The following is a 16,457-nucleotide window of genomic DNA, read 5'->3' on the forward strand; positions in this document are numbered from 1 at the left end:
AGAACAGTGGTCAAGGTGTTGACTAGTCCTACCAGAACTTGGTAAAAAAGAGAATCTCCACCTGAAAGTCCTGCTTTTTCAAAAATAGAAGGGCCGTAATAAAGCACTGCATTCACTCCCATAAATTGCCCTAAAATGGCAATACAAACACCGATAATAACAGCTTTGAATATTCCGGGCTTCATTAATAACGACCATTCCGATCTCGTTTCAGAGGTCAGTACAGATTTCGTTTCTTTTAATTGACTTTTCGCTTCTGTAATTGAATTATATATTCTTTCTAGTATATTTACAGCTTTTAAATCTTTACCACGTACAATTAACCAACGAGGACTTTCCGGAATAAAGAATATGATAATGAAAAATAAAATTGCGGGCAATGTTTCCATCCCTAACATTCCTCTCCAGACTTCAGTAATAAATACCTTATTCAACCAGTCCACACTTAATTGAGTTCCACTCTCTGCCCATGCTAATAATTGATAATTAACCAAATAGGCACCTAAGAAACCTACTGTTACAGCTAACTGATACAGTGATACCAAACGTCCTCTATACTGCGCTACAGCTAGTTCTGATATATAAAGAGGAGAAACAATAGAAACAACCCCTATTCCTACTCCACCTATAATCCGATAAACCACCAATTGGGTAAAATCAGCTGATAGAGCACATCCTAAGGCTGATGTGGAAAACAATACAGCTGAAATAACCATCGTAAGTTTTCTTCCTAACTTATCACTTAGGATTCCTGCAAAAAGGACACCTACAATAGAGCCTACTAAAGCACATCCTACATACCATCCCTGTTGCAAGGTATCCAACTGAAATAGTTGAGTCACCTGGGCAATTGTTCCCGATATAACTGCGGTATCATATCCGAACAAAAAGCCTCCCAATGCTGCCACAACAGAAAGGAATATAAGATAACCGAAATTGATTGTAGACTTCATCATATTTATTTTATTTCAAAATATTCTTTATATCTGTCATATAAATGCCCTGCTTGCAAATAAGCTGACTGCGGACTCATAAAATGAGAGAATTCAAAGGTGATAGCCTTATCATATCCAGCACGTTTTGCTGCCTCCAATTTCATCCGAAGTTTATCGAACTTAATGGGTAGAAAACGAATAGGCATATCACGGTCAAAAGATTCGGCATTTGTCCAACATTGCATACCATACTTATCTGCTAATTTTTTATTGACAGAAAAGAAAGCATCCAATTCATCATAATCAATATGACCATCTTGAAAAGCACATGCATCTACCACATCATGAATTCCATCAAAAATTTCATCCCATTCTTTTTCGTGTTGTTGTACAGAAACAGCATCTTCTCTTGTCATTTTTGTTGTTCCCATTATTGCCTTTTTGCCATCGATCCAAGGCGATATAAAAGTTGGCAATCCATTAGATATATCCTTACATTGTTTTCCTAATGCATGAAAAGCACCAATCGCACCTTTTGTTGCCCGGCTTATTTCACCACTGATATACCATCCTCCAAAACTTTTATACTTGGAACCATAATTTTCCCAAACTTCATCAATTACATATTTGTTATCTTCTACTTCCCAGGTCATATCTCCTGTGTCCCAGTATTTACCCGAATCATATAGTCCAAAATAGAATTTCATTCCATACTTTTCAGCTAAACGCAAAAACATATCTACCAAATCGACAGAAGGCATATAGCAACCTTTTTTCAGCAAATAAGGAGAAGGGAAAGTTACAAATTTACGGTAGCCCGAACGGATCATTATTACTGTATCAATTCCTATATTCTTCATGTGCTGAAAATCCAGGTCCCATTCTTTCTCACCCCAGTTCTGATGTGGAATGTCATGCGATATCTCATCCAGAAAAGTTCCGGTAATTTTTAATCCATTGTTTTTAGGAACAATGAGTTTACTTTCCAGACCATCGGTTGCCACTATTGTACTAGCATTAGCTTTTGAAGTACAAGATTCAAACAATGTTGGCACAGCCAAAGCCGACGCACCAGCCAATGTGGCTTTTTTTAGAAAATTTCTTCGATCTAATGTTTTCATATTAGTTTAATTAAAACAGCTGTTAACATTTATATTTTTATTACCTATTGAATATACTGTCCTGTAATATCTATTTTTTTATTATTGAAAGGATCTAATATCTGATCTATCAAAATAGCCATTTCACTCCGTAGAATATTTCGGTTCATATCTAAATCTTTCAAGCCAAATTCATTCCAGATTTCTTCGCCCCTCCCCTTCTTCAACTCAATACTTTCTTTTTCAGCAATCCCTTCTATCATCTCTACCGCTTTCTGAATTGATATGGTATTATTACCTTCAAAAACTTGCTTATCAACAAAAGGATACACATCTCTTAACCCTTCCAACTCATTTGCCAATAACAAAGTATCTGCTCTAAACCACGTTTGATTTGCCCAGTCAACACTTTTACCTATACCTTTTAAAATTCCAGTAGAGCCTACACGCTGTAATGATTTGAACATTGGATGATCCATTGCAACATCTAAATAAGGCAATAAATATCCTTTCGCATCCAAAATTGCATTTTGCACTTCCCGAACAGACACTTCACTAATATTCTTATTTTCTTTCACTGCAAGAGCTGCCAATGCTCCCGCTGCCTGTCCAATCTGCATTACCATAGGTTGCAAGCGAGTGGTGCCATTAATTATATTGGAAACGGATATTGATTTTTCAGCAACAATTAAACCTTCAACATCTTTCGGAATCAGAGTTCCTAAAGGCAAGCCATACGAAGGTACCGGATGAAAATAGAGGTTAGGCAATTCTTCATATCCATGATAACGGGTATGATGATGATCTACTGGATAATTTCCAACAGCGATACAAGTGCGATAAAGTGGTTGAGACTGGTTAAACGGTTCACAAACATGATTTAAATTAAAACGAACCAATCCATGGATTCTTCTTGACTCCCTATGATAAGGAATAAATGGCAGTTTATCAGCCGTAGGATATTCATCATCAGCCAATCCCAATGTATTAAAGCCTAACTCATGTTGCAGGAAATAAACAAAGCACATTGTATAATGCTTGGCATATTTCAATGCTTCTTCACGTTCCTCGCGAGTCATCTCAATCAGGTTAACATAATAATCATTGCCTTCTATCGGCCAATTTATCATATACTTATTATTAGGAAGCTTCCCATATGTTATCATCATTTCCTTAGACCATACACGATCCGGTTCTTTAGGTGTGATACAAACAGGACTGGCGCATGCACAAGCAAATTCATCTTTATTGTATCCTTCAGGGCAAGGAATCGTCACATCCTTACCATAATCTTTCAAGGTTGCAACGTATGTAATATCCTGAACTATATTATTTTTCTCTTCCGGGGCAATATCTTCTTTAGTATCACGACGGCTTTCCATACCGATATCATATTTCACACCACACATTTTCGCTATATCGCCCAATTCAGTACCATCAATCAAAATTTTAGCGCATACTTTTTTAATAGTATTATCCTTCATCTGAATTTGAGCAATCCAAGAATCATCTTTTCTTTCCAATTTTACCAGAGTAGCATTATGCCATACTTTTAATTTTTTCTCTACGCCAACCATCTCATGGAAAATTTTATTTCCAACTGAAGGTTCAAATAATACTCCACTCACCCAACCGGTTTTTAAAGAATCAAGTCCTCCATAATAATCTGCTAAATGTCCGCGAAACTCACCAAACAAACCAGCCGGTAAATCATAATTTCCATCAACAGCACTTACACCCGCAGAAGTTAGCATTCCACCCAACCAGTCTGTTTCTTCCACTATTAATGTCTTAGTTCCCATTCGAGCAGATTGAATGCCAGCAGTCACCCCACTAGCCCCTCCACCAACAATCAGCACATCAACAGAATCATCCCAATGAGAACATGCCGTGAAACATAAGGCTATTAATAAATATAGAGTTAAAAAATAGTTTCTCATATTTAATTCATTTAAGGATACAAACTTTTATTAATAATATCACGGCACAAATATAGCTATATTTATTAAATAAACAACAGATAATAAAATATTTTATTAATAAAATCACTATTTACAGCATAATTAATTAATAGAAGGGGGAATTAGTTCATAAATCATCATATTCCATTTATTATACCCATAATCGATCACCCCTATATTACCCTGTATGTAAACTCATTAGATAACATATATATAGTATGGCATCCAAGATATTCTAATTTTCAAGGTTCTAAAACCGTAAATTAATAAAAAAATTAATTATCTTTGTATGAATTACCAAATAAGCATAGTTATGAACCAACAATTCTTGAAAGAAATAGAAAAGGGCTCTAAAAGCGCTCTCGTCAAAAAGAGAATTATTACACATTATATATATAATGGCAGTTCTACAATTCCCGATCTTTCAAAAGAGCTGGATTTGAGTGTACCAACCGTCACCAAATTTATTGGCGAAATGTGTGATGACGGATATATTAATGATTATGGAAAATTGGAGACTAGCGGCGGACGCCATCCAAACCTTTATGGACTTAATCCCGAATCCGGTTACTTTTTAGGTGTAGACATTAAAAGATTCGCCGTCAATATCGGCCTGATAAATTTTAAAGGCGATATGGTGGAACTGAAAATGAATATACCTTATAAATTTGAGAACTCAATTGAAGGGATGAATGAGTTATGCAAACATATTCTCAATTTTATAAAGAAACTCACTATTAATAAAGAGAAGATCTTAAATATTAATGTAAATGTATCGGGACGTGTAAATCCTGAATCAGGATATAGCTTCAGCCAGTTTAATTTTGAAGAGAGACCGTTAGCAGATGTATTATCCGAAAAATTAGGATATAAAGTGACTGTTGACAACGATACGCGTGCCATGACCTATGGAGAATATATGCAAGGCTGTGTAAAAGGAGAAAAAGATATCATTTTTGTAAATGTGAGCTGGGGAGTAGGGATTGGAATTATTATTGATGGGAAGATCTATACTGGAAAATCCGGTTTCTCCGGTGAGTTTGGACACATGAGCGCTTATGATAATGAAATAATCTGCCATTGCGGCAAAAAAGGATGCCTGGAGACAGAAGCCTCCGGTTCAGCACTGCATCGCATTTTATTGGAACGTATTCAGAGCGGGGAAAGCTCCATACTATCGACTCGAGTCGCCACAGAAGAAAATCCGATTACTCTTGACGAGATAATTGCTGCTGTGAATAAAGAAGACCTGCTTTGCATTGAAATTGTAGAAGAAATCGGGCAGAAACTAGGAAAACAGATTGCCGGACTAATCAACATCTTCAACCCAGAACTGGTAATTATAGGTGGAACTTTATCTCTGACTGGCGATTATATCACCCAGCCCATAAAAACAGCTGTACGCAAATACTCACTCAATCTGGTGAATAAGGATTCAGCCATTATAACATCCAAATTGAAAGATAAAGCAGGCATTGTTGGTGCTTGCATGCTAGCACGCAGCAGAATGTTTGAAAGCTGATTATCTTCTACGCTGGGAGAAAAAGTTATCTATAAAGCGAACGATATAGACTACTGCTACTCCGGCAACAACTAAAACAATAATACGACTTAACATAGATTATATTTTTATATTTCACATCTATTACATACACCGGATTTTCCTTTCATAGGAAACTGGATATTTTGTAAAAATTAGAACGCTGATTATTAATTAATAATCAGCGTTCTAATTTGAGAGCCGCTAGCCAGACTTGAACTGGCGACCTACGCGTTACGAATGCGTTGCTCTACCAACTGAGCTATAGCGGCGTTTGTCTCTCGTTTACGGCGTGCAAAATTACAGCTTTATTTGAGAAAACAAAAAGAATCCGATTATTTTTTGAACTTAATTTTTAAATCAACTTTTGTTGACGTAATCTAAAACTTTTCTTTGTGCTCAAATTTCCCGTCCTCGGTATAATATTTCCATGTACCTTTCGGTTTATTATTTGCATACTTTCCACGAAGTTTCAAGGTACCATCTTCATAATATTCACGGTAACGGCCATGACGTTTCCCTTCTTTTACTTCCGCTTCACTCTTCAACGCCCCTTCCGGGTAAAACTCCCGCAAAACATTCCCTTCAAACTTTTCGACATAGAAACGTTTCAATTCGCTCATCTGCTCTTTCTCGGTTTCAGCATCTTCATTCATTTCCTTATCATCTTCATCAGTAGCAATAGCAACGGTAACCTCTTCCGGTTGATATGGGCTATAATCCATCACATACTGCAAAGAAGCCGACTGATCCTCTCCTATAATCTGCATAGTCCAGTAAGGGAATGAATACAAAACATCTTTGTTTGATTGTATTTCATTCCATGTGGCAGGATTCATCATCGGTTTCAACTGGGAATAAAACTTGCGCACATCTGTATATAAGAAAATAGTAGAACTTGATTTTAAATATGACAGTGCATTTTCAAAACCTGGATTATTTTTCAATAAATTCTTCTGCTCGTAATCTTCTACAAAAGAAAGTAAAGAAGCTGCTTTATTACTAAAAACGACATAATCGTCAACATAAGTATAGTATGGCTTCTCAAATTTATCAAATAGCTTCCCAAAGAACAAGCGGAAAAAGCCTTTCATCTCGATATAATTAATCTCGAAATCCTTATAATTAGCAGTCTTAATCTTAACCGGAGTACGTCGCTTAATCTTCTTTTCAATGAATTCCATGTTCTTACGGGCATCTTTAATACTTTTAGCCCTGATAGCCAGAATCAGTTCGGGATCATGCCCTAACAAACCTGGTTCGGATTGGGTAATAGCAAACTCTCCTGACATCCAACTCAAAAAGTTTTCTTCCAAAGATATACCAAATAACCCTTCTATCTTTTTCCGGGAACTTTGATAAGAATCATACAGCTGTTTATTGTGAACCGACAGTGCATTCTCCAGTTCCTTTACAAAGGTCACCGGACTATTGAAACCTATATTCGTATAAAGAGCTGTCCGTCCGGACAGAATCTCATGTGCTTTCATTTTATGTTTTCCCGAATTCAACAAAGCAGTGACATAAGGATCGGCAGAATCTTTTTTCAACGTATATCCTTTCACCTCCATCCGCTCCTTATTCGTATTTAAATAAAGTCCGGCAAAATTCATGGAATTGCTAAACAGATCAATGTACTCATTTCTTGTACCTAAATAAATAGACATAAATTGAGGTACACGCGCATAATTGACAAAGACCCTGACAAGTCCCTTACCGGAAACCAACTTCTCCGTTTCAATAAAAGACTGATCAAGCCCGATTTTAGGTTTATTACGAGAATCAATAGCCGACTCGACAAGTCCGGATGTATAAGAACCTACCAAATGATTATCAACAAAAGCAATATAGAAAATATCCCTCGTCTCGGGATCGCGCATTTCAAAGATATTAATGCTATTATGCATCCGATTAGTCACAGTAAAACCACTCATAACCAATACGGTTTCAACCTGGTCTTTCAATAAGTCCATCTTTGATGTCTTCTGCATATCCAGGATAAGTAGAAAATCCCAATTAGCGGGACGAGTCTTATGGAGCGAAATAAGCATATCCCGCTCACCAACAAGCGATAATAATACCTTATTGCTTTTGACAACGGAATCCAGCTTCTCCACACTTTGCGTCACCTCCTCAAAAGATTTCGCTTTCTTCAGGCATTGCCATGTCTCGCTTCCACTAAACTTCTCCCAATCTTCAATCGGAGCCGATGACTGAATAATAAATGCCGCATCTTCCGGAACCAGATAGATCTGCTGAATATTACGATCAGGCGAGACAAATAAATAAACTACGGAATATACAACATATACCGCCAAAGCCAATGCAGCCACAACTAAAGTTCTCTTCACTATTTTCGAGGTACTTTTTTTCTTCTCCGGGCCTGCATATTGCTCTTCTTGCCCGCTATTTAATTCATCCATTATTGAGTTGTTATAAACTTGAATGGACAAAAATAGTAAAAAAGATGAGATTAATTAGTTAATTCATACTCATTTAGTGAATTAGTTCAATAAACAAGATTTTATAAAAAACAGTATAAAGGAGATATCCTCCCTCCTATTTTTATAAAAAACTATTCTGAATAAAGTATAAACCATTGACTCGTATCGTAAATATGTACTAACTTTACAGCATGAAAAAGAAATTTCAACTCGAAGTTCCGGGAGGAGCCGATAAAGTCTTACTTCATACCTGTTGTGCTCCTTGTTCATCAGCCATTATCGAATGTATGATGCAACATCACATCACCCCTGTTATCTATTATTGCAATCCTAATATCTATCCGCTGGAAGAGTATATGATAAGAAAAGACGAATGTACGCGCTATGCCCAATCATTGGGATTGGAGATAATAGATGCTGATTACGATCATGAAAACTGGCGATGCCATATAGCAGGAATGGAACAGGAACCCGAAAGAGGAGGGCGCTGCCTACGTTGCTTTAAACTACGCTTATTGGAGACCGCCCGTTATGCACATGAACATGGCCTTTCCGTAATAACCACAACACTTGCTTCCAGTCGTTGGAAAAGCCTGGAGCAGATTAGTGAAGCCGGACAATATGCCACTGCTTCATATCCGGATGTCACATACTGGGAGCAGAATTGGCGGAAAGGCGGACTTAGTGAACGACGCATCGCCATCATTAAAGAGTATAACTTCTACAACCAGCAATATTGCGGCTGTGAATTCAGTATGAGAAAAGAAGAATAAAACGAACCCGCCATCACCAGCTAACCAATGAATCGAAGTAAAAAAGGCAAAAACAGAAAGCTATTCAAAAAGAAATCACATTCCAATAACAGATTAGGATGTATCATCGCCATTATTGTGCTCATACCTATTCTTTTTGGCGTCTACTTATATTGCCAACAGATTAATATCCAGAAAAATAATGAACTGCAAACCGATGCATCCCTTCAAATTCCACTTGGCAAAGATCTGGAGACACCCATATCATTAGTTCCCCGGCAAGAACAAATCATCCGGCATAGCGGATATACCGTATCATATAATAAAGATTTAAAAATACCCAACTGGGTCTCTTACGAACTAACCCGGGAAGAAACCAAAGGAAAAGAAAAAAGAGGCAATCGTTTTATCGCCGACCCATTAGTGACAGGCCCGATTGCAACTAACGCCGACTACACCCGTTCAGGATATGATAAAGGCCACATGGCTCCTGCAGCAGATATGAAATGGAGCCCTGAAGCCATGAAAGAATCATTCTATTTCAGCAATATGTGCCCCCAACATCCACAGTTAAACAGAAGAGGATGGAAAAATCTGGAAGAAAAAATCCGGAATTGGGCTATAGCAGATAGTGCCATTATTATTATATGTGGACCTATTATTGAAAAACAGCCTAAAACGATTGGGAAAAATAAAGTCGCAGTACCTCAACGGTTTTTCAAAGTAGTCCTATCTCCTTTTGCCAAACCAATACGGGCTATCGGCTTCTTATTCAACAACGAGCAGGCAGTAGAACCTCTATCTTCATATGTAGTTACAGTGGATAGCATCGAGAGTCTGACTAACATGGATTTCTTCGCACCCCTGCCCGACGAAATAGAAAACAAGATAGAAGCGGACGCTAATTATTCCTTATGGCCGAACTAACTTGCAAAACTCATTCAGTTGAAACGAAGTCATCTCCATGCGCCAATAGTATTCTGCCACATACAGCCCCTCGCCTTATTAAAAAGGGATGCCGTAGCGATTCTAACGATTTCACACGATATCATCAAGTAATTCAATTAGTCCCACATATTATGGGAAAGTATTCTTTTATATTGTGGGAAAGTATTCCCACAATATATGGAACTAATGGAGTTACTATACAAAGAGGGAAATACTATAAAGATCTGGATAAATCCAGAAGGGTGAAACGCAAGATGAGAAAATAGCTTCATAAACCGCACCGAAAGAAAACAAACTTTTGATGCGGTCGCCCTGTGATTCATCATGTAAAGAGAACAATCCTATCCAAATTCTTTTTATCTTTGGCGAACTTTTTAAATATACCTCAAAAGATGAAGAGAAAAAAGAGAAATATTCTACTATCAATTCTAATCGGAGCATTCCTCCTTTGTGCAATTGCCGGAGGCACCTTTTATTACTATCTGTTTGCTCCTCAATTTCATCCATCTAAAACTGTATATATTTATGTAGACCGGGATGACACAGCCGACTCTATCTATCATAAAATACAAAGATTCGGGCATGTCAATAAGTTCACCGGATTCCGGTGGATGGCAAAATACAAAGATTTCGATCAGAATATCCATACCGGACGTTATGCCATTCGTCCCAATGACAATGTCTATCATGTATATAGCCGCTTTTCCAGAGGTTATCAGGAAGCGATCAACCTTACTATCGGAAGTGTCCGGACATTAGACCGGTTAGCACGAAGCATTGGAAAACAACTCATGATAGACTCTGCCGAAATCGCCAGCCAGTTATTCGACTCTACTTTCCAGGCTCAAATGGGATACACAACCATAACACTCCCCAGCCTTTTCATACCGGAAACCTATCAGGTATATTGGGACATGAGCGTAGACGACTTCTTTAAACGAATGAAGAATGAGCACGAACGTTTCTGGAACAAAGAACGTCTGGCACAAGCCACCGCCATCGGCATGACACCGGAAGAAGTCAGTACTCTTGCTTCCATCGTCGAAGAAGAAACCAACAACAATGAAGAAAAGCCAATGGTAGCCGGATTGTATATCAACCGTTTACATCAAGATATGCCTTTGCAGGCAGATCCTACCATCAAATTTGCACTACAGGATTTCGGTCTGCGCCGAATCACCAACGAAAATTTAAAAGTCAATTCCCCCTATAACACCTATATAAATACCGGACTGCCTCCAGGCCCCATCCGTATTCCTTCTAAAAAGGGAATAGACAGCGTATTGAACTATACCAAACATAACTATATCTACATGTGTGCCAAAGAAGATTTTTCCGGAACTCACAACTTTGCATCCAATTATGCCGACCACATGGCAAATGCAAGAAAATACTGGAAAGCCCTGAATGAAAGAAAGATTTTCAAGTAAATTTGTGATAAAACGAACGGAAAAGCCTATCTTTGCCCGATAGATTAACAAACTGTGATCAACACTAAATAAAAGAAATATATATGAGCAAGCAACTCTTACTTGGCGATGAAGCCATTGCACAAGCTGCACTGGATGCCGGACTTTCAGGTGTTTATGCCTATCCTGGTACTCCTTCAACTGAAATTACGGAATATATTCAAATGGCCCCAATAACGACCGAACAGAATATACACAACCGTTGGTGTGCCAATGAAAAAACAGCGATGGAAGCTGCGTTGGGTATGTCATTCGTTGGTAAACGGGCATTAGTTTGTATGAAGCACGTAGGTATGAATGTAGCTGCCGACTGTTTTGTCAACTCTGCCATCACAGGTGTGAAAGGCGGATTGATCGTGATAGCAGCAGACGACCCTAGCATGCACTCTTCGCAGAACGAACAAGACAGCCGTTTCTACGGAGATTTCTCACTGATTCCTATGTACGAACCCAGCAATCAGCAGGAAGCGTATGACATGGTATACAGTGGTTTCGAATTCTCTGAAAAATTGGGTGAACCTATTTTGATGCGTATGGTAACCCGCCTTGCACACTCCCGCTCTGGAGTAGAACGCAAAGCACAAAAACCACAGAATGGCATCTCTTTCAGCGAAGATCCTCGTCAGTTCATCTTGTTACCAGGAAATGCCCGTAAACGCTACAAAGTATTACTTGCGCGCCAAGACGAGTTTATCAAAGCTTCGGAAGAATCACCTTATAATAAATATACAGATGGTCCTAACAAAAAGTTAGGAATTATCGCTTGTGGTATCGGCTACAACTATCTGATGGAAAACTATCCTGAAGGTTGCGAATATCCGGTACTTAAAATCGGCCAGTATCCATTGCCTAAAAAGCAATTACATCAATTGATTGAATCCTGTGACGAGATCCTCGTTCTGGAAGACGGACAACCATTTGTAGAAAAACAATTGAAAGGTTATCTGGGCATCGGCGTTAAAGTAAAAGGACGTTTGGACGGTACCCTGTCACAAGACGGAGAATTAAATCCGGACTCTGTAGCTCGCGCCGTAGGTAAAGAGAATAAATCAGAATTCGGTATTCCTTCTGTCGTAGAAATGCGTCCGCCCGCACTTTGCGAAGGTTGCGGACACCGCGATATGTATATCACATTGACCGAAGTTCTGAAAGAAGAATATCCATCTCATAAAGTATTCAGCGACATCGGCTGTTACACATTAGGTGCGAATGCTCCTTTCAATGCAATCAACTCATGTGTAGACATGGGTGCCTCCATCACGATGGCGAAAGGTGCGGCTGACGGAGGTCTTTTCCCAGCTGTAGCTGTAATCGGAGACTCCACATTCACCCATTCCGGAATGACCGGACTATTAGATTGTGTGAACGAGAATGCCAGTGTAACCATCGTCATCTCCGACAATGAAACTACCGCCATGACAGGTGGACAGGACTCTGCCGGAACCGGACGTATCGAAGCGATCTGTGCAGGTATCGGAGTAGATCCGGCTCATATCCGCGTCGTTACTCCGTTGAAGAAAAACTATGAGGAGATGAAGCAAATCATTCGCGAAGAGATCGAATATCGTGGTGTATCTGTCATTATTCCACGCAGAGAGTGTATCCAGACATTAGCACGCAAAAAAAGAAGTAAGTAAGCCATGAAGAAAGACATTATATTATCAGGAGTCGGTGGACAGGGAATTCTGTCTATTGCTACAGTGATCGGCAAAGCTGCCTTGAAAGAAGGATTATATATGAAACAAGCAGAAGTGCACGGAATGAGCCAACGCGGAGGAGATGTTCAATCCAACCTCCGTATCAGCGACCAGCCGATTGCTTCAGACTTGATCCCATCAGGTAAATGCGACCTTATCATTTCATTGGAACCCATGGAAGGATTGCGCTACCTCCCCTATCTTAGCCCTAACGGTTGGTTGGTGACTAACGAAACTCCGTTTGTCAATATCCCCAATTATCCGGAAGCAGACAAAGTAATGGCAGAAATCAATAAGCTGCCTCACAAAATTGTGTTGAACGTAGACAAAGTAGCCAAAGAAGTAGGCTCCGCCCGCGTTGCCAACATAGTCTTACTGGGAGCAACCATTCCATTCCTTGGCATCGACTACGAAAAAGTACAAGACAGCATCCGTGAAATCTTCCTGCGCAAGGGAGAAGCAATTGTAGAAATGAATCTTAAAGCATTGGCTGCCGGCAAGGAAATTGCAGAAAAGCTAATGTAATAACAGGCATTATCATGAATACACAATACTGGGAAGAAGAACTAGAAACCATGAGCCGGGAGAAGTTGCAGGAATTACAACTTCGACGGCTTAAGAAAACAATCAATATAGCTGCAAACTCCCCATATTACAAAGAAGTTTTCAGCAAACATGGCATCACTGCAGATAGCATACAATCATTAGATGATATCCGCAAATTGCCCTTTACTACCAAGGCCGATATGCGTGCCCACTATCCTTTCGGGCTGGTAGCAGGTGATATGAGCAATGATGGTGTACGTATTCACTCTTCCAGTGGTACTACCGGAAACCCGACAGTTATTGTTCATTCACAGCACGATCTCGACTCCTGGGCCAACCTGGTAGCCCGTTGCCTGTACGCAGTAGGAATACGCAAGACCGACGTCTTCCAAAACAGCTCCGGATACGGTATGTTTACAGGAGGGTTAGGCTTCCAATACGGTGCAGAACGCCTGGGCTGTCTGACAGTCCCTGCCGCAGCCGGAAACAGTAAACGACAGATTAAATTCATCAACGACTTTAAGACTACCGCTTTGCATGCTATCCCCAGCTATGCCATCCGCCTTGCCGAAGTCTTTCAGGAAGAAGGCCTTGATCCCAAAGGAACCACACTGAAAACGCTGGTTATCGGTGCTGAACCTCACACCGACGAACAACGCCGGAAAATAGAAAAGATGCTGGGCGTAAAAGCATACAACAGCTTCGGTATGACAGAAATGAACGGTCCCGGTGTTGCTTTCGAATGTCAGGAACAAAACGGAATGCATTTCTGGGAAGACTGTTATCTGGTAGAAATTATCGATCCGGAAACAGGAGAACCCGTTCAGGAAGGAGAAATCGGAGAATTAGTACTTACGACTCTCGACCGGGAGATGATGCCGTTAATCCGCTATCGCACCCGTGACTTAACCCGTATTCTTCCGGGAAAATGCCCCTGCGGCCGCACGCACATCCGTATTGATCGTATCAAGGGACGCAGTGATGATATGTTCATTATCAAGGGAGTAAATATCTTCCCGATGCAAGTAGAAAAGATACTCGTACAATTCCCCGAATTAGGCAGCAATTACCTGATTACACTGGAAACAGTCAACAACCAAGACGAGATGATCGTCGAAGTAGAATTAAGCGACCTTTCCACTGACAATTATATTGAACTGGAGAAGATCCGCAAGGATATAACCCGCCAATTAAAGGATGAAATATTGGTGACTCCCAAAGTTAAACTGGTAAAAAAAGGCTCTCTCCCGCAAAGCGAAGGAAAAGCCGTCCGAGTAAAAGACTTAAGAGACAACAAGTAACGATTCAAATTTCCATGTGCTAATATACCAACCGCTGTTCACACCACGCGGAATGGAATATTAGCACATTATTTAATTAATATCATACAGCATGCAATTACTTAAAAAAAGAATTCTGCAAGACGGAAAGTGCTACGAAGGAGGTATCCTGAAAGTAGACGGTTTTATTAATCATCAAATGGACCCTGTCCTGATGAAATCAATCGGAGTTGAGTTTGTCCGCCGTTTTGCAGCCACAAACGTAAATAAGATTATGACGATCGAAGCCAGCGGCATCGCCCCTGCTATCATGACAGGCTACCTGATGGATTTACCAGTTGTATTTGCAAAGAAAAAGTCTCCTAAAACCATCCAGAACGCACTAAGCACCACCGTGCACTCATTCACCAAAGACCGTGATTATGAAGTCGTTATCAGTGCAGATTTCCTCACCCCGAACGACAATGTTCTTTTCGTGGATGACTTTCTCGCATACGGAAATGCTGCATTGGGCATTATCGACCTCATCAAGCAATCCGGAGCAAATTTGGTAGGAATGGGCTTCATTATTGAAAAAGCCTTCCAGAATGGCCGCAAAATGCTTGAGGAACAAGGTGTCAGAGTAGAAAGTCTGGCCATCATTGAAGACTTATCCAACTGCTGTATTAAAATCAAAGACGAGTAGATTGATTGGGGTTGAAATACTGCCCTTTATCTTTCGTCCTTTTTCCATATTGCACCGCATGCTGCGGACAAACATGATAACATGCCAAGCATGAGGTGCAATCCATTCCCCAAACAGGCCTTCCGTCCACAACTGTAACATTCTCCACCGGGCAACTCTTCTCACAACGCTTACACCCAATACAAGCATCGGTAGCATAAAAATGCTTAGGAGACATCTGAAAACGATTAAACAACGGATTTATAATCCTCGTCTTGATAAAAGGCATACTCCCTTCATGACAGAGAAACAGCTCTTCCCTCTTACTTATCGAAGCATTTATTTTACTGACAGTCGAAACAGCATCCGCTAGTTTTTTCTCTTCCAACTCTTTATTATCCACGTCGAAACCGGGAAGTAAGACATAATTATTAGGCATAGTCACCGAGAAACCAGCGTGACATTCCCAACCTTTATTCTTTAATGCCTTCGCCAGCACTTGCTGGGTAAGCCCGGTATCATCACCACAGGAACAAACAAAAAACAAATATTGTCTTTTATACCCCCTTAAAGAGAGCTGTCGAACAAAGTTCAATACTATTTCAGGAGGTCCCCACGAATAGATAGGAAATACAAAGCCGATCTTTTCATCTGCCTGCAAACTAAACTCCAATGCTCCATTCTTTAGCGCATCAGGAATAAAAACCAACTCTTCTTTTTGCTCTTTGGAAAGCTGATTTGCAATCCACTTAGAATTACCTGTACCGGAGAAATAAAATATCATAGAAAAGTATATAAAAAAGCCGCATCGACGATGTGATGAAACTCTGATAGAACAAGATTTGAGCGCTCGCCCTCTTTGTAATCCACCGGCTTAAAGCTGTCCCGAAGGATGTGGCCCGCCATTGAAGAACGAAGCTTTCTCGGTGCATCAGATTAATTTGAAGAGTTTCCCGATCCAGTCGATACGGCTAATATTTTTGTATCACAAATGTAATAAGAATCTATGAGACTAACAAGAAAAAAAAGGAATTTGTTTACCTACTAACATTTTTTTCACTCCCTTTTATCCGCCTAACAATCGAGTAGGAGGAAAACGAAGTAGTTTTCTTCCTACTTTC

At 39.8% G+C, this 16,457-nt stretch carries 13 protein-coding genes and 1 tRNA gene; 8 read left to right on the plus strand and 6 right to left on the minus strand.

Annotation, left to right across the window (positions count from 1 at the left end; translation table 11 throughout):
- The 3 genes from DXB58_RS26805 to DXB58_RS26815 form a co-directional block, all read right to left on the minus strand.
- The coding region (locus tag DXB58_RS26805; RefSeq protein ID WP_122138816.1) for an MFS transporter at positions 1–953 on the minus strand (953 nt) is incomplete at its 3' end.
- A 5-nt stretch (positions 954–958) separates the two neighbouring features.
- Positions 959–2,056, minus strand: coding sequence for a DUF4434 domain-containing protein (locus tag DXB58_RS26810; RefSeq protein WP_122138817.1), 1,098 nt, complete (start codon positions 2,054–2,056; stop codon positions 959–961).
- A 44-nt stretch (positions 2,057–2,100) separates the two neighbouring features.
- A complete protein-coding gene (locus DXB58_RS26815) occupies positions 2,101–3,975 on the minus strand; it encodes an FAD-dependent oxidoreductase (protein ID WP_122138818.1) in 1,875 nt (624 codons plus the stop codon).
- A 334-nt stretch (positions 3,976–4,309) separates the two neighbouring features.
- Between DXB58_RS26815 and DXB58_RS26820 the strand changes: the two genes are divergently transcribed.
- Positions 4,310–5,518 carry an ROK family transcriptional regulator gene (locus DXB58_RS26820; RefSeq protein WP_008999229.1) on the plus strand — a complete coding sequence of 403 codons (1,209 nt, stop codon included), beginning with the start codon at positions 4,310–4,312 and terminating at the stop codon, positions 5,516–5,518.
- 217 nt (positions 5,519–5,735) lie between these two features.
- On the opposite strand, the gene DXB58_RS26825 is transcribed toward DXB58_RS26820, so the two are convergent.
- Both DXB58_RS26825 and DXB58_RS26830 read right to left on the minus strand, forming a co-directional pair.
- Positions 5,736–5,808, minus strand: a tRNA-Thr gene (locus DXB58_RS26825).
- Positions 5,809–5,916: 108 nt separating this feature from the next.
- Positions 5,917–7,959: a toxin-antitoxin system YwqK family antitoxin gene (locus tag DXB58_RS26830; RefSeq protein WP_122138819.1), complete on the minus strand. Its 2,043-nt coding sequence runs from the start codon at positions 7,957–7,959 to the stop codon at positions 5,917–5,919.
- 212 nt (positions 7,960–8,171) lie between these two features.
- Here DXB58_RS26830 and DXB58_RS26835 point away from each other — a divergent pair, with 212 nt between their 5' ends.
- The 7 genes from DXB58_RS26835 (at position 8,172) to xpt (ending at position 15,357) form a co-directional block, all read left to right on the plus strand.
- Positions 8,172–8,753, plus strand: coding sequence for an epoxyqueuosine reductase QueH (locus tag DXB58_RS26835; protein ID WP_122138820.1), 582 nt, complete (start codon positions 8,172–8,174; stop codon positions 8,751–8,753).
- 27 nt (positions 8,754–8,780) lie between these two features.
- Positions 8,781–9,659 carry a DNA/RNA non-specific endonuclease gene (locus DXB58_RS26840; protein ID WP_122138821.1) on the plus strand — a complete coding sequence of 293 codons (879 nt, stop codon included), beginning with the start codon at positions 8,781–8,783 and terminating at the stop codon, positions 9,657–9,659.
- Between the two features lie 413 nt (positions 9,660–10,072).
- A complete protein-coding gene (gene mltG / locus DXB58_RS26850; protein WP_122138823.1) occupies positions 10,073–11,110 on the plus strand; it encodes an endolytic transglycosylase MltG in 1,038 nt (345 codons plus the stop codon).
- A gap of 83 nt (positions 11,111–11,193) precedes the next feature.
- The gene (locus DXB58_RS26855) at positions 11,194–12,786 is read left to right on the plus strand and encodes a thiamine pyrophosphate-dependent enzyme (protein ID WP_004297545.1); all 1,593 of its coding nucleotides are present in this window, start codon (positions 11,194–11,196) and stop codon (positions 12,784–12,786) included.
- A gap of 3 nt (positions 12,787–12,789) precedes the next feature.
- The gene (locus DXB58_RS26860) at positions 12,790–13,371 is read left to right on the plus strand and encodes an indolepyruvate oxidoreductase subunit beta (RefSeq protein WP_118299809.1); all 582 of its coding nucleotides are present in this window, start codon (positions 12,790–12,792) and stop codon (positions 13,369–13,371) included.
- 14 nt (positions 13,372–13,385) lie between these two features.
- Positions 13,386–14,693 (plus strand): phenylacetate--CoA ligase, encoded by a 1,308-nt coding sequence (locus tag DXB58_RS26865; RefSeq protein WP_004297543.1) that lies wholly within the window; start codon positions 13,386–13,388, stop codon positions 14,691–14,693.
- 91 nt (positions 14,694–14,784) lie between these two features.
- Entirely contained in the window at positions 14,785–15,357 is a 573-nt protein-coding gene (gene xpt, locus DXB58_RS26870; RefSeq protein ID WP_008999223.1) for a xanthine phosphoribosyltransferase, read from the plus strand.
- Here the strand turns inward: xpt and DXB58_RS26875 are convergent.
- Positions 15,344–16,120 carry an EFR1 family ferrodoxin gene (locus tag DXB58_RS26875; RefSeq protein ID WP_008999222.1) on the minus strand — a complete coding sequence of 259 codons (777 nt, stop codon included), beginning with the start codon at positions 16,118–16,120 and terminating at the stop codon, positions 15,344–15,346. The genes xpt and DXB58_RS26875 overlap by 14 nt on opposite strands.
- Positions 16,121–16,457: the final 337 nt, after the last annotated feature.

This window comes from Bacteroides sp. OM05-10AA, from assembly GCF_003439055.1.
GTDB lineage: Bacteria > Bacteroidota > Bacteroidia > Bacteroidales > Bacteroidaceae > Bacteroides > Bacteroides intestinigallinarum.

Bases quoted from the DNA above. Each gene is read 5' to 3' on its own strand.
- DXB58_RS26820 (WP_008999229.1), top strand. From the start codon at position 4,310: ATGAACCAACAATTCTTGAAAGAAATAGAAAAGGGCTCTAAAAGCGCT.
- xpt (WP_008999223.1), top strand. From the start codon at position 14,785: ATGCAATTACTTAAAAAAAGAATTCTGCAAGACGGAAAGTGCTACGAA.
- DXB58_RS26855 (WP_004297545.1), top strand. From the start codon at position 11,194: ATGAGCAAGCAACTCTTACTTGGCGATGAAGCCATTGCACAAGCTGCA.
- DXB58_RS26840 (WP_122138821.1), top strand. From the start codon at position 8,781: ATGAATCGAAGTAAAAAAGGCAAAAACAGAAAGCTATTCAAAAAGAAA.
- DXB58_RS26875 (WP_008999222.1), bottom strand. From the start codon at position 16,120: ATGATATTTTATTTCTCCGGTACAGGTAATTCTAAGTGGATTGCAAAT.
- DXB58_RS26815 (WP_122138818.1), bottom strand. From the start codon at position 3,975: ATGAGAAACTATTTTTTAACTCTATATTTATTAATAGCCTTATGTTTC.
- DXB58_RS26865 (WP_004297543.1), top strand. From the start codon at position 13,386: ATGAATACACAATACTGGGAAGAAGAACTAGAAACCATGAGCCGGGAG.
- mltG (WP_122138823.1), top strand. From the start codon at position 10,073: ATGAAGAGAAAAAAGAGAAATATTCTACTATCAATTCTAATCGGAGCA.
- DXB58_RS26810 (WP_122138817.1), bottom strand. From the start codon at position 2,056: ATGAAAACATTAGATCGAAGAAATTTTCTAAAAAAAGCCACATTGGCT.
- DXB58_RS26830 (WP_122138819.1), bottom strand. From the start codon at position 7,959: ATGGATGAATTAAATAGCGGGCAAGAAGAGCAATATGCAGGCCCGGAG.
- DXB58_RS26835 (WP_122138820.1), top strand. From the start codon at position 8,172: ATGAAAAAGAAATTTCAACTCGAAGTTCCGGGAGGAGCCGATAAAGTC.
- DXB58_RS26860 (WP_118299809.1), top strand. From the start codon at position 12,790: ATGAAGAAAGACATTATATTATCAGGAGTCGGTGGACAGGGAATTCTG.